The following is a 13403-nucleotide window of genomic DNA, read 5'->3' as shown; positions in this document are numbered from 1 at the left end:
TCGGCCCGGCCCGCAGGGGGTGTATCGCGGACCGGTCGTCCACACACAATCACAAGAACGAGGTCGGCAATGCAATTTCATTTCAGAGGATCGCGTCGCGCGTGGCTACCCGCGCTCGTCGCAGCGGCGACACTCGCCGCATGCGGCGGTGACGACGGCGGCAGCGTGGCGGGCGTATCCGCACTCGCGCAGAGTCAAGGTCAGGATCAACAGGGTGACAGCTCTGCCTCGGCAGACAACGCATCGGGGCGCGTGTCGCCTTCCGGCGTTCCGTATGCGAATCCTGCCAGCGGCGGACGCTACCGGCCGGTGATCAGCAACGGCCAGGTACAACCGTCGCTGTCCGGCGGCACGATCGAGGAGAACGCGTGGGTCGACACGCCGGTCGATTCCGACGGCGACGGTACGCGCGACCGCATTCACGTGCGCATCGTGCGTCCGTCCGAAACCGCAAACGGCGCGCGCACGCCGGTCATCGTGCTCGCGAGCCCGTACTACGCCGGGCTCGCCGACAGCCCCAACCACGACGTCGACGTCGAACTCGACGGCACGCCGCATCCCGCCGCGGCGGCAGCCGCGCCCGGCGGCGCGTCCGCGCGGATCATGGCCGCCGCGCCGCAAGTCCGGATGCTGCAGCAGCTCGAAGCGGCCGCGGCCGGCCGCTCATGGATCGAAGGGTATTTCGTGCAGCGCGGCTTCACGATCGTCTATGCGGATTCGCTCGGCACCGCCGGTTCCGACGGCTGCCCGACGATCCTCACGCGCGACGAATCCGTCGCGATGGCGTCGGTGATCCGCTGGCTCGGCCGCGATGCGACCGCGAAGGATGCGAACGGCAAGCCGGTCGTCGCGAACTGGTCGACGGGCCACGTCGGCATGTACGGCGTGTCGTACGACGGCACGCTGCCGAAGATGGTCGCGAGCCTGCGCACGCGCGGGCTCGACGCGATCGTGCCGGTCGCCGGGCTGTCGAACATGTACGGCTACTACCGCTCGGGCGGGCTCGTGCGCGCGCCGGAGGGCTATCAGGGCGAGGACGTCGACGTCTATATCAAGGCGCTGCTGACGAATGCGCATCCGGAGCGCTGCACGCACCTGATCGACGAGGCGCTGCAGCAGGAAGACCGCAAGACCGGCAACTACTCGCCGTTCTGGGCCGCGCGCGACATTCCGACCGCGTACGCGGTCGCGCCCGCACTCGTCGCGCAAGGGCTGACCGACGACAACGTGCGCACCGACCAGTCGACGTCGTGGTATCTGGCGATGCGGCGTCAGGGCGTGCCGACGCAGCTGTGGCTGCATCGGCTGAAGCATACCGACCCGACCCGCGTGCCGGCGATGGCCGATGCGTGGACCGCGGAGGTGAACCGCTGGTTCACGCGCTACCTGATCGGCGTCGACAACGGCGTGGATCGCGATCCGCGCGCGGTGGTCGAGCAGGCCGACGGCACGCTGCTGAAAGAAGCGGACTGGGCCGCGCGGCATGCCACGCCGGTCGCGTATTTCGCGGGCGGCGACGGCGCCGGCACCGGCACGCTGCTGCGGATGCCGAGCGGCGGGCCGCTCGCGCGCTTCACCGACGATGCGTCGATCCCCGCGCTCACGCTGGCGAACGCCACGACCGGCGAGCATCGCGGCCGCTTCGAGACGGCCCCGTTCACGGCCGCGACGCGTCTGTCCGGCACCGCGACCGCACGCGTGCGGCTGACCTTCACGGGCGTCGCGAACGTGACGGCGCTGCTGGTCGACCGCGCGCCGGACGGCACGGCGACGATCGTCACGCGCGCATGGACCGATCCGCGCAATCGCTTGTCGGACTGGTTCTCGGAGCCCGTGCTGCCGGGGATGCCGTATGACCTGAAGCTGACGTTCATGCCGCGCGACTACAAGCTCGAAGCGGGTCACAAGCTCGGCCTCGTCGTGCTGTCGAGCGACAACGAGGCGACGCTGCGGCCGACACCGGGCACGGGTCTCGCGCTCGATCCGGCGGGCACGTCGGTCACGGTGCCGCTGGTGTCGTCCTGACGCTGTAATGTGGCCGCGCACCCCGTGCTTCGCTCGCGCGTTGCCCGGCGGTGCGCGGCTCATCGGTTCAGCCGAGCAACGCGTTGTTGCTCCGGCGCCGTGACGGCGTGCCGTTCCAGATCTCATTGTTCGTGCCGATTCTTGTTTCAGTACTGAACCTGCGCGATGAGGTCGAGATGCCGGCCGCGCACGCGCCGGTAGCGCATGTCCGATTAGGCGACGCCGATGCGCGTCGCCAGCGGATTCACATGGCCGCTTGCCGCCGTTCTGCAAAGCCCGGATCGACCGCGGCCTGACCACAGAACGGCACGCTCACAACGGTGTCAGCACCGCCTGCCCGGCAAAATGCCGGGCGGCATTGTCGAGAAACTGCTGGACCGACCGGTCAAGCGCCTCGGGCGACCAACCGCCCATATGCGGCGTCAGCACGATGTTGTCGAGACCGGTCAGCGCGCGCGGCGGCTCCGGCTCGCCTTCGTACACGTCGAGCCCCGCGCCCGCGATGCGTTTCTCGCGCAGCGCGTCCGCCAAAGCAGCGGTATCGACAACACTGCCGCGCGACACGTTGACGAGAAAGCCGCCGGGGCCGAGCGCGTCGAGCACCGCGCGATCGACCAGGTGCCGGGTGCCCGCGCCGCCCGGCGTCGCGACGATCAGGAAATCGGCCCACTGCGCGAGTGCGTCGAGCCGGTCGAAATAGCGGTATGGCGCAGCGTCCTTCGGCGAACGGCTGTGATAGCCGACCTCGATGTCGAAGCCGGCCGCACGGCGCGCGCACTTCTCGCCGATCTTGCCGAGCCCGACGATGCCAAGCTTCTTGCCCGATACGTTCGGCGGCATCGGCAGCCCTTCACGCCACACGCCCGCGCGCGTTTTCGCATCGAGCCGCACGACATCGCGCACCGTCGCGAGCAACAGCGCGAACGCGTGGTCGGCGACGCAATCGTCGTTGGTGCCGGCGCCCGTGACGACCGTGATGCCGCGCGCCTTCGCATGCGCGACGTCGATATGCTCGTAACCCGCGCCGAGCGCGCTCACGAACGTGAGCCGCGGAAGGCGGTCGATGTCGGCAGCGGCGAGGCCCGTGCTGCCGTTGGTCAGTACCGCGCGAATCGTGCCGCCGTGTTCGGCGATCGCGCGTTCGCGTTCGTCGGCGGTGGGGGCATGGCGCACGTCGAACGACGCGGCGATCTCGCGATGCGCTTCGCCGCGCAATGCGATGAGGACCAGCAGTTCTGGCTTCATGTCAGCAAGTGTCCGCAGGCGGGAACGGATTTCAGTGTAACAAGCCCGCATGACCGATGCGGGTAATCCCCACACGGGCTGTGGGCACGCCGCCGCATGCGGTTTGCCAAAGCCGGCTCAGTCAAGTAACTTTCGGCGTACGCCCCCGTCCTGGAGATTGGCCTTGATGAAACTCGCCCTGCCCGCCCGGATCCTGGGCCTCGCACTCGCCGCCGTCGTCGCGCCCGGTGCGCATGCCGACACGCCCGTCGTGGTGTCCTCGAAGATCGATACCGAAGGCAACCTGCTCGGCAACGTCATCGCGCAGGTGCTGAAGGCCCACGGCATCCCCGTCACCGAAAAGATCGCCCTCGGCACGACGCCGATCGTACGCAAGGCGCTGACGAGCGGCGAGATCGACATCTACCCCGAATACACGGGCAACGCCGCGTTCTTCTTCAACAAGGCCGACGATCCCGCGTGGAAGAACGCAAGCCAGGGCTACGACACCGCGAAGAAGCTCGACTACGCGGCGAACCATCTCGTCTGGCTCACACCGGCGCCCGCGAACAATACGTGGGGCGTCGCCGTGCTCGCGCCCGTCGCGCAATCTCAGCACCTGAAGACCCTCTCCGATTTCGGCAAGTGGACCGTGGGCGGCGGCAAGGTGAAGCTTGCCGCGTCGGCCGAATTCGTGAACAGCCCATCCGCGCTGCCGTCATTCGAGAAGGCATACGGCTTCAAGCTGAAACCCGACCAGCTCGTCGTGCTGTCCGGCGGCGACACCGCGGCGACGATCAAGGCCGCCGCAAACCAGACCGACGGCGTGAACGCCGCGATGGTGTACGGCACCGATGGCGGCATCGCGTCGAGCGGCCTCATCGTGCTCGACGACGACAAGCACGTGCAGCCCGTCTATGCGCCCACGCCGGTGATTCGCGAAGCCGCGCTGAAGGCGCATCCGCAGATCGCCGACTACCTGAAGCCCGTGTTCGCGAGCCTCGACCTGAAGACGCTGCAGACGCTGAACGCGCGCATCCAGATCAATGGCGAACCGGCGGCCGGCGTGGCCAAGAGCTATCTGAAGTCGAAGGGCTTCGTCAAGTGACGGGTCGCGCCGTGGCGTCCGCGCGGCGCATCACGCTCGACAAGGTCGGCATTCTGATCGGTGTCCTGACGATCGTCGCGGTGGTCGGCATGCCGTTCATGGTACTGCGGCCGAACCGCATCGCGGCCGGCACGGGGCTGTCGGTATTCGCCGCATTGCCGTCCGCGCAGGGTGCCGCGCTCGCTGCACTGTGGATCGTCGGCGCGCTGTGGGCGATGACGGCGAGCCGTCCCGCATGGCGGCTCGCGGCCGGCTCGACGTGGCTCGCGACGCTCGCGTATGCGGTCGGCGCGGCCGCGGCGCATGTCGTCGCGCCCGACGACATGCTCGCGCGCGTGTCGCCCGCGGCAGGCGTCTGGCTGCTGCTGTTCGCGTGGGCCGTGCTCGTTGCGGACGCGCTCGCGCGGCTCGCATTCGGCCCGTGGCGGCGCCTCGTCGCGCTCGCGGTCGTAATCGCGGCGATATCGGTGCCGCTCGCGAGCGGCTGGTGGGACGGCCTTTCCGTGATGCGCGAATACGCGGTGCGCAGCGACGACTTCTGGCGCGAGGCCACCCGGCACGTGTCGCTCGCGGGCGGCTCGGTCGCGGCCGCGCTCGTCGCGGGCGTGCCGCTCGGCATCGCATGCGCGCGGATCGCACCGGTACGCACCGTCGTGATGCCGGTGCTCAATGTCGTGCAGACGATCCCGAGCATTGCGATGTACGGGCTGATGATGGCGCCGCTCGGCCTGCTCGCCGCGCACGTGCCGCTCGCGGCCGCGCTCGGCATCCGCGGGATCGGCGTCGCGCCGGCCGTGCTCGCGCTGTTTCTCTACTCGTTGCTGCCGATCGCGTCGAGCGTCGTGGTCGGACTCGAGCAGGTGCCGCCGCATGTGACCGAAGCGGCACGCGCGATGGGCATGACGCGCGTGCAGCGGCTGCTCGGTGTCGACCTCGTGCTCGCGCTGCCGGTGATCCTGAGCGGCGTGCGCATCGTGCTCGTGCAGAACATCGGCCTGACCGCGGTCGCCGCGCTGATCGGCGGCGGCGGATTCGGCACCTTCATCTTCCAGGGGATCGGGCAATCGGCCGCCGATCTCGTGCTGCTCGGCGCGATCCCGACGATCGCCCTCGCGCTGGCAGCCGCCGTCGTGTTCGAAGCCGCGACCACGCTCGCGAAGGGACGTACCGCATGATCGAGATCGAACGCCTCGGCAAACGCTTCGGCGACGTCGTCGCCGTCGACGACGTGTCGCTGACGATGAAGCAAGGCACGATCACCGCGCTCGTCGGCGCATCGGGCAGCGGCAAGTCGACGCTGCTGCGGATGATCAACCGGCTGATCGCGCCGACCAGCGGCACGATCCGCATCGACGGCGTCGACACCGCGAGCGTTCCGCCCGAGCAGCTGCGGCGGCGCATCGGCTACGTGATCCAGGGGCACGGTCTATTCCCGCACTGGAGCGTCGCGCGCAATATCGCGACCGTGCCGCGCCTGCTCGGCTGGCCGGCTGCGCGCATCGACGCGCGCGTGCGCGAACTGCTCGAACTGTTTCACCTCGCGCCGTCCGAATTCGCGGACAAGCTGCCGCATGAACTGTCGGGCGGCCAGCAGCAGCGTGTCGGCGTCGCGCGCGCGCTCGCGGCCGAGCCCGCGATGCTGCTGATGGACGAGCCGTTCGGCGCGCTCGATCCGATCATCCGCAACAAGGCGCAGGACGACCTGTACGCGCTGCAGCGCCGCCTCGGCATCACGGTCGTGATCGTCACGCACGATATCGAGGAAGCGCTGAAGCTCGGCGACACGATCGCCGTGATGGACGGCGGCCGGCTGCTGCAAGTCGCGTCGCCGGCGGAGATTCTCGGCAAGCCGGCGGCAGGTGTGGTCGAACAGCTCGTCGCGGGCGTCGACCGGCCGCTGCGCCTGCTCGCGCTGACGCCGATCGATGCGGTGGCCGAATCCGGTCACGCCGACGGCGAACCGATCGCCGCGACGCGCACGCTGCGCGATGCGGTGTCCGAGCTGCTGTGGCGCGGCGTCGACGCATTGCCGGTCGACGACGGCAACGGGCGCGATGCACGCCGCATCACGCTCGGCGCGATCCGCGCGCACGCGAGGAAGCCCGCATGACGACGCGGCCCGCGCGTTCACCCCTGCCGCGGCGGCTGCCCGCGTATGTCGCGCGCGCGGCCGCGCTCGCGCTGCTGCTCGTGCTGCTGTTGCGTCCCGCGTGGCTGCAGGGCGTGTTCGCGCCGTTCGCGGACAACGGCGCGCCGGTCATCTACGATCGCGCGAGCCTGCTCGACCTCACGCTCGCGCACCTCGGCACCGTCGCGCTGTCGAGCCTGATCGGCATGCTGATCGCGATCGCGGCCGGCATCGCGGTCACGCGCCCCGCTGGCGCGGATTTCCTGCCGGTCGCGCGCAGCGTCGTCGACATCGGCCAGACCTTTCCGCCGGTCGCCGTGCTCGCGCTGGCCGTGCCGGCCGTCGGCTTCGGGTTGAAACCCGTGCTGATCGCGCTCGTTCTGTACGGGCTCCTGCCGATTTTCGAGAGCACGATCGCGGGGCTCGAGGACGTGCCGCGCGACGTCGTCGACGCCGCGCGCGGGATGGGGATGAGCGGCTGGCAGCAACTGGTTTCCGTCGAGCTGCCGCTCGCGTTTCCGGTGATCGTGAACGGCATCCGGCTCGCGGTCGTCATCAATCTCGGGACCGCGACGATCGGGTCGACGGTGGCCGCGCGCGGGCTCGGCGACGTCATCATCGCGGGCCTGCAGACCTCGAACACGGCTTTCGTGCTGCAAGGCGGCGTGATCGTCGGGCTGCTCGCCGTGCTGGTCAGCGATGCGATCGGCGCGCTGGCACGGGTGGCGAGTGCGCGGCGGCCGTAGCACGCACCTGGCGTCACGGCTCTGCCCGCGAAAAAGACGGCGCGACAAAAAATCGGGGCGGGCTTGATCCGGACTCCGATGCGTGTACGTGCAACGATCCCGTCTGCGGACGGCGTGCGGCGATACAAGCCTACAGCATGCTTTCATTCGAGCCCGTGCTCAAACGCGTCAGACGATTGGCCGATATACTGTGCGCCTCCCATTTCCCCGCACTACACCATGCGACGACGGTTTTTCTGGCTGATCGTGCTTTCGCTCGGCATTGCGCAACAGGCTTCGGCGCAGCAGGCGCCTGCGCTGCCTGCGTCCGCGCCCGAAGCGGCCGCATCCGCACCGGTCGCGGCATCTGCGCCGCTCGCCAACGCCAACGATCAGCCGAACGAAGCAAACCGTCGCATCACCTCGTACCTGACGAAGAAATTCGGCCTCGCGAAGGAGCGCGCCGCGCGGCTCGCTGATATCGTGAGCGTCACTGCGACGAAATATTCGCTGCCTCCCGCACTCGTTTACGCGATTATCTCGATCGAATCGCGTTTCCAGGAAAAGGCGCGCGGCCAGCATGGCGCGACCGGGCTGATGCAGGTCGTGCCGGCCGCCCACCGCGGCCTGCTGCGCAACGTGAAGGATCTGACCGAGCCGAATGCGAACGTCGAGGCCGGCTCCAGGATCCTGTCGGGCTATGTGCGGGCAGCCGGCGGCAATGTGCAGGCCGGGCTCAAGAGCTACGGCGGATCGAATGCGTATGCGGCGAAGGTGATGCAGCGAGTCGACGCGTTCCGCTTCGTGCTCGAACCCGAAGACGATGCGAGCGCCGACAAAAACCCGACAGCCCCGAACGATACGAAGGGCCGCATGGTGCCGGTCAGCGAGGCGTCGAACCCGGCGTCGGCCCGCAACCGCCAGTAAGCGCACCGCGCCCCTTCGCCCGACGGTCCTGCCATGCGCCACGCCATCCGCTTCCTTGCTGTCGCCGCGCTGGCGATCGGCCCCGCCTGCGCCATCGCCGCTGTCGATTGCGAGCATCAAGGCCCGACAATGGACAACGTGCGGGCCTGCGTGGTCGACCGCAACCAGCAGGAAGTCGACAGCGCGTACCGGTCGCTCGAGCGCACGCTCAAACGGCGCAACCCCGACGCCGCCGGCGCACTCGCGAAGTCTCAGGCCAGCTGGACCCGCTTCGCCGGCGACACCTGCAACTATGTGAAAGCCGCCAATCCGCAGCAGATGATCCCGAGCGACGCGTGGATGAACTGCTGGGTCGACTTCAGCCAGGCACGCGTGGGCATCCTGAAGAAATGGGAAGCGCTGGAGAACGCGCCGCAACCGGCGCAGAAGTGATCGACGATTGGACGCCTGTGCATGCCGCCCGTCATGCCTGCGCGAAATGCGCGCGCAGAAACTCGATGAAATGCTGCGTTTCCGCGGGCAGCAGGCGCGTTTCCGTCATCACATAGGCGGGAATCGGCTCCCCTTTGGTGCTCGCCAATCCGGATTTCGTGACGCGGGTGAAGATCGGCGCACCGCTGAACGACGCGCAGCGCGAGACGTTCTTCGGCGGCGATGCGCGCGGGTATGTCGACTATCCGGCGCTAAGCGGCGCGGCTGCGGCGTAACGAAGCCGTTTTTGGGCGATAGCCGCGACACGCAGGATCGGTGTCGCGGCAATTGCCGGCCGAAAGCCCAATTATTCCGATATTTCAGGAATTAAAACGAACGCGGCGACGCTTCCGCGCCGCCGCCTCGAATTGACCGCATCGCCCGCGAGCGGGCATCACTCGCTCACAACTGCCCCGCCGCCCCCGTCCACCGCAGGTAATCCCCGCGCGTCCAGTCGAGCGACACGCCGACGCGCTTCGTCCCCGGCCGGATCTTCGGCTTGTACATCGACAGCGTCAGCGACTCCAGCGCGGGCCATTCGCGAAACGACAGCACCGCGAGATCGGCGACGAGCGTTTCGAGCAGCCGCGTATGCGGCTTGTGCGACAGGAACGACGCGACACGCGCGCAGTAGCCGTCGTAGTCGATCCACTCGCCCTGCTCGCTCGGCTCGCAGCGATACCCGAGCCGCGCATCGATCACGATCGGCTGCGGCGCCTCGTGCTCGTGCGCGTGGATGCCGATTCGCGCGGGCACCTTCAGTTCGTCGACGAACACGCTCCACCCGCGCCCGCGCAGGCGCGGCGCGTCGATCGCCACGAACGGTTCGTCGAACGGCTTCATGATGCGAGCGGCGCCGCGGCGTCGAGCATGATCCGCACGAAATAGTCGGCGAAGCTGCGACGCAGGACGATCTCGAACGTATCGTCGCCGGTCGGGATCAGCGTGATCGGCGACTTGAAGTAGTGCGACTGCGCGCACTGGCCCGGCTTGAGCACGCGCGGATGCAGATCGAGCGGGCAGCCGCGCGCGATCACGTCGCGCACGCGTTCGCCGCTGACCTCGACGACCGTGTAGCCGCTGCCGACATCGACGGCCGCCGCATACGAACCCTGCACGGCCTCCGCGAGCTGCGCCTCGAGCACGCCCGCCTGGACGGGCCCGTTCGAGCGCACGAGCCACTCGTCGGGACCGAGCCAGAGCACGTCGTACTCGGCGGCGCGCGCCACCGTGTTCGGCGCCGACGGCGGCCGGCAGCCGACCACGCGCTCGAACGCGCCGACGAATGCCGGGTCGCTCAGCTCGCCGCGCACGTTCACGAGATCGAGGAACGGCCGCTCGCGCAGCGTGAACTTCTTCGATGCGCGCGCCTGGTGCGGCTTCAGCACATCGGCCGAGCCGACGAGCGGCGATTCAAGCGTCACGCCCGCGCCTGCCACCGGCGTCTGGTTTCTCGTTTCATTCCACATGCTGGCGCACCCCTTCGGTATCGTAGAAAACCGGGCTCGAGATCTTCGCGGTGATACGGCGGCCGTTGGCCAGCGGAATCACGACGCTCTCGCCCATCTTGTTCAGGCCGCCCTTCACCACCGCCAGCGCAATCGAGCGCTTCAGGATCGGGCTGTAATAACTCGACGTCACGTGGCCGATCATCGGCGTCGGATCGACCGTCGACACCTGCGTGTCCTTCGCGATGATCTGCGCGCCTTCCGGCAGCACGAACTGTTCGTCTTCCGTCAGCAGGCCGACGAACTGCTTGCGGCCTTCCTTCGACGTATCCGAGCGCGACAGCGAGCGCTTGCCGAGGAAGTCCTTCGACTTCGCGACGAGCCCGCCCATCCCGAGGTCGTACGGCGTGACCGAGCCGTCGGTGTCCTGGCCGACGATGATGTAGCCCTTCTCCGCGCGCAGCACGTGCATCGTCTCGGTGCCGTACGGCGTGATGTCGAACTCGGCACCGGCCGCCATCAGCGCTTCCCACACCGCGCGGCCCGCATTGGCCGGCACGTTCACTTCATACGCGAGCTCGCCGGAGAAGCTGATCCGCATCACGCGCGCCTTCGCGCCCGCGACGGTGCCGTTCCGGTAGCTCATGAACGGGAACGCCTCGTTGCCGAAGTCGATGTCCTGGCACACCTTCTGCACGACCTTTCGGCTCTTCGGGCCGACCACCGCGAACGTCGCCCAGTGATCGGTGACGGACGCGAGCCGCACCTTCATGTCGGGCCATTCGGTCTGCAGCCAGCGCTCGAGCCACGTGAGCACGCGCGCCGCGCCGCCGGTGGTCGTCGTCATCATGAAATGCTGGTCGGCGAGGCGCACCGTCACGCCGTCGTCGAACACCATCCCGTTTTCGTCGAGCATCAGCCCATAGCGGCACTTGCCGATCTCGAGCTTGTTCCACGGGTTCGTGTACATCCAGTTCAGCAGCTTCACCGCGTCCGGACCCTGGATGTCGATCTTGCCGAGCGTCGACGCGTCGAGGATGCCGACACCGTTGCGCACTGCGAGGCATTCGCGCTTCACGGCCGCATGCAGATCCTCGCCGTTCTTCGGGAAATACCACGGCCGCTTCCAGTTGCCGACGTCCTCGAACAGCGCGCCGTGCTCGACGTGCCATTCATGCACGGCCGTCTTGCGGATCGGGTCGAGGAAATCGCCGGTCTCGCGGCCCGCGAACGTACCGAACGACACCGGCGTGTAGTTCGGGCGGAACGTCGTCGTGCCCGTTTCGGGAATCGTCTTGCCGAGCGCTTGCGCCAGGATCGCCATCCCGTTGATGTTGCCGAGCTTGCCCTGGTCGGTGCCGAAGCCCATCGCGGTGTAGCGCTTCACGTGCTCGACCGACTCGAAGCCTTCGCGTGCGGCCAGCAGGATGTCGGCGGCCGCCACGTCGTTCTGGAAGTCGACGAACTGCTTCGGCCCGCGTGCGGCGTCCTCGCGGCTGCCGACGAGCCACAACGGCTGCAGCGCGCCTTCGACGGTTTCGGCGACCTGCGGCGCGGCCACGCGCTGCGCAGCCGCGAAGCCGGCGGCCTTCGCCGCTTCGACGCCCGCGTCGAGTGCGAGCCGCAGCGCACGTGCGAGACCGAACTCGCCCGCCGCCGCACCGACGCTCGCCTCGGCCTGCACGGGCTTGCCCGGCAGGAAGCACGCCTTCTCGTCGTTCCAGCACGCCTTGCCGCCGGACTGCGCGAACAGGTGCAGCACCGGGCTGAAGCCGCCCGACATCGCGACGAGGTCGCACGGCAGCGACTGCAACTTGCTGCCCGTCTGGCCGTTCGTGTAGGACGCGACGTCGACCGACGATACGCGCCACTTGCCCGAAGCGGCCGTCACCACGGCACCGCTCATCACCGTCACACCCTGCCGCTTCGCGGCGGCAGGCAGCGCGCCGTTCGACGACGCACGCGAATCGACGACCGTCACCTTCGCACCGCACGCCTTCAGGTCGAGGGCGGTCTGGTACGCACGATCGTTGTTCGTGAACACGACCACGTTGCGGCCCGGCATCACGCCGTAGCGATGCACGTAGGTGGACACCGCGCCGGCGAGCATCACGCCCGGCAGGTCGTTGTTGCCGAACACGATCGGACGCTCGTGCGCGCCGGTCGCGAGGATCACGCGCTTCGCGCGGACCTTCCACAGCAGCTCGCGCGTACCCTTGCGCATCGACACCGGCTGGTGATCGGTCAGGCGCTGCGTGATCGTCACGAGGTTGTGGTCCTGGTAACCAAACGCGGTGCTGCGCGACAGGATCGTCACGTCGGGCAGCTTGCGCAGCTCGGCCTCGATCTTCTCGACCCATTGCTGCGCCGGCTTCCCGTCGATTTCCGCGCGGCACGACAGCAGGCTGCCGCCGAGCTCGCGCTGGTCGTCGACGAGGATCACGCGCGCGCCGGCCGTCGCGGCCGCATGCGCGGCGGCGAGGCCCGACGGGCCACCGCCGACCACGAGCACGTCGCAGTGCGCGTAGCACTTGTCGTAGCGATCGGCGTCGAGCATTTCGGGCGCCTTGCCGAGGCCGGCGGCCTCGCGGATCTTCTCTTCGTACTTCGGCCACATGTTGCGCGGCCACATGAAGGTCTTGTAGTAGAACCCGGCCGGCATGAAGCGCGAGAACTTCTGGTTGATCGCGTACTTGTCGTTCTCGAGCGACGGCTCGGCGTTCACGCTCGTCGCGACGAGGCCCTGGTACAGCTCGATCTCGGTCGCGCGCGCGTTCGGCACCGTGTACGGGCCGGACTCGAGCTGCACGACGGCATTCGGTTCCGCGACGTCCGCCGTCACGATCCCGCGCGGACGGTGGTACTTGAAGCTGCGCGCGACGAAGTGCACGCCGTTCGCGAGCAGCGCGGACGCGAGCGTGTCGCCCTGGAAGCCCTGATACGTGCGGCCGTTGAACGTGAACGTCAGCGGAATCGCGCGATTGATGCGGCCCCCGGTGCCGAGGCGGTCTTTCTGGCTCATTTGCTCGTGCCCTCTTCGTGTGCGTTGCCGGCAGCGGCGCCGTTGGCAGCCCCGCCGAACTTTTCGTAGCCCTTGATATCGTAGGTCACCGTGTCGCGCGTGACCTTGAACCAGCGGCGGCAGCCCTGCGTGTGCAGCCACTGCTCGCGGTGCAGCCCGCGCTTGTTCTCGCGCATGAACACGTATTCGCCCCATTCGCGGTCGGTCATGTTCTCGTTCGCCACCGGGCGCACGATGTCGGCTTCACCGCCGCACGTGAACTCGGATTCGGCGCGCGGCCCGCACCACGGACATTCGATCAGCAACATGTTTCTTTCTCCTTCAG

At 68.4% G+C, this 13403-nt stretch carries 13 protein-coding genes and 1 pseudogene; 9 read left to right on the top strand and 5 right to left on the bottom strand.

Annotation, left to right across the window (positions count from 1 at the left end; translation table 11 throughout):
- Window positions 1-69 precede the first annotated feature (69 nt).
- On the top strand, window positions 70-2025 hold the full coding sequence (locus FFI87_RS19270; protein ID WP_138849475.1) for a Xaa-Pro dipeptidyl-peptidase: 1956 nt from the start codon (window positions 70-72) through the stop codon (window positions 2023-2025).
- 107 nt (window positions 2026-2132) lie between these two features.
- Entirely contained in the window at window positions 2133-2321 is a 189-nt protein-coding gene (locus FFI87_RS19265; RefSeq protein ID WP_138849476.1) for a hypothetical protein, read from the top strand.
- Window positions 2322-2337: 16 nt separating this feature from the next.
- On the opposite strand, the gene FFI87_RS19260 is transcribed toward FFI87_RS19265, so the two are convergent.
- Entirely contained in the window at window positions 2338-3270 is a 933-nt protein-coding gene (locus tag FFI87_RS19260; RefSeq protein ID WP_138849477.1) for a 2-hydroxyacid dehydrogenase, read from the bottom strand.
- Between the two features lie 166 nt (window positions 3271-3436).
- Here FFI87_RS19260 and FFI87_RS19255 point away from each other — a divergent pair, with 166 nt between their 5' ends.
- The 7 genes and pseudogenes from FFI87_RS19255 to FFI87_RS19220 form a co-directional block, all read left to right on the top strand.
- Window positions 3437-4357 (top strand): ABC transporter substrate-binding protein, encoded by a 921-nt coding sequence (locus FFI87_RS19255; protein WP_138849478.1) that lies wholly within the window; start codon window positions 3437-3439, stop codon window positions 4355-4357.
- Complete coding sequence (locus FFI87_RS19250; protein WP_138849479.1) at window positions 4354-5532, top strand: ABC transporter permease; 1179 nt, start codon at window positions 4354-4356, stop codon at window positions 5530-5532. Before FFI87_RS19255 ends, FFI87_RS19250 begins: the two co-directional genes overlap by 4 nt.
- Window positions 5529-6467 (top strand): ABC transporter ATP-binding protein, encoded by a 939-nt coding sequence (locus FFI87_RS19245; protein ID WP_012366766.1) that lies wholly within the window; start codon window positions 5529-5531, stop codon window positions 6465-6467. The genes FFI87_RS19250 and FFI87_RS19245 overlap by 4 nt, the downstream gene beginning before the upstream one ends.
- The gene (locus FFI87_RS19240; RefSeq protein ID WP_012366767.1) at window positions 6464-7231 is read left to right on the top strand and encodes an ABC transporter permease; all 768 of its coding nucleotides are present in this window, start codon (window positions 6464-6466) and stop codon (window positions 7229-7231) included. The genes FFI87_RS19245 and FFI87_RS19240 overlap by 4 nt, the downstream gene beginning before the upstream one ends.
- Before the next feature lie 219 nt (window positions 7232-7450).
- Complete coding sequence (locus FFI87_RS19235) at window positions 7451-8137, top strand: lytic transglycosylase domain-containing protein (RefSeq protein ID WP_138849480.1); 687 nt, start codon at window positions 7451-7453, stop codon at window positions 8135-8137.
- 33 nt (window positions 8138-8170) lie between these two features.
- Complete coding sequence (locus FFI87_RS19230; protein ID WP_138849481.1) at window positions 8171-8569, top strand: lysozyme inhibitor LprI family protein; 399 nt, start codon at window positions 8171-8173, stop codon at window positions 8567-8569.
- 134 nt (window positions 8570-8703) lie between these two features.
- Window positions 8704-8844 (top strand): annotated as a pseudogene (locus FFI87_RS19220) (alkene reductase); the annotation flags it as partial.
- Between the two features lie 166 nt (window positions 8845-9010).
- Here the strand turns inward: FFI87_RS19220 and FFI87_RS19215 are convergent.
- From FFI87_RS19215 to FFI87_RS19200, 4 genes are read right to left on the bottom strand one after another with little or no spacing between them, the layout of a single operon-like run.
- The gene (locus FFI87_RS19215) at window positions 9011-9451 is read right to left on the bottom strand and encodes a dihydroneopterin aldolase (RefSeq protein ID WP_006749884.1); all 441 of its coding nucleotides are present in this window, start codon (window positions 9449-9451) and stop codon (window positions 9011-9013) included.
- Window positions 9448-10077, bottom strand: a complete 630-nt coding sequence (locus tag FFI87_RS19210) for a sarcosine oxidase subunit gamma (RefSeq protein WP_138849482.1) — start codon at window positions 10075-10077, stop codon at window positions 9448-9450. The genes FFI87_RS19215 and FFI87_RS19210 overlap by 4 nt, the downstream gene beginning before the upstream one ends.
- Window positions 10067-13078 carry a sarcosine oxidase subunit alpha family protein gene (locus FFI87_RS19205; RefSeq protein ID WP_012366770.1) on the bottom strand — a complete coding sequence of 1004 codons (3012 nt, stop codon included), beginning with the start codon at window positions 13076-13078 and terminating at the stop codon, window positions 10067-10069. The genes FFI87_RS19210 and FFI87_RS19205 overlap by 11 nt, the downstream gene beginning before the upstream one ends.
- Entirely contained in the window at window positions 13075-13386 is a 312-nt protein-coding gene (locus FFI87_RS19200; protein ID WP_011659514.1) for a sarcosine oxidase subunit delta, read from the bottom strand. Before FFI87_RS19200 ends, FFI87_RS19205 begins: the two co-directional genes overlap by 4 nt.
- Window positions 13387-13403 lie beyond the last annotated feature (17 nt).

The sequence above is a fragment of the Burkholderia sp. KBS0801 genome (assembly GCF_005937855.2).
GTDB classification, from domain to species: domain Bacteria; phylum Pseudomonadota; class Gammaproteobacteria; order Burkholderiales; family Burkholderiaceae; genus Burkholderia; species Burkholderia ambifaria.
The sequence above is the reverse complement of the archived record's forward strand: the minus strand, read 5'-3'. Positions and strand labels throughout refer to the sequence as shown.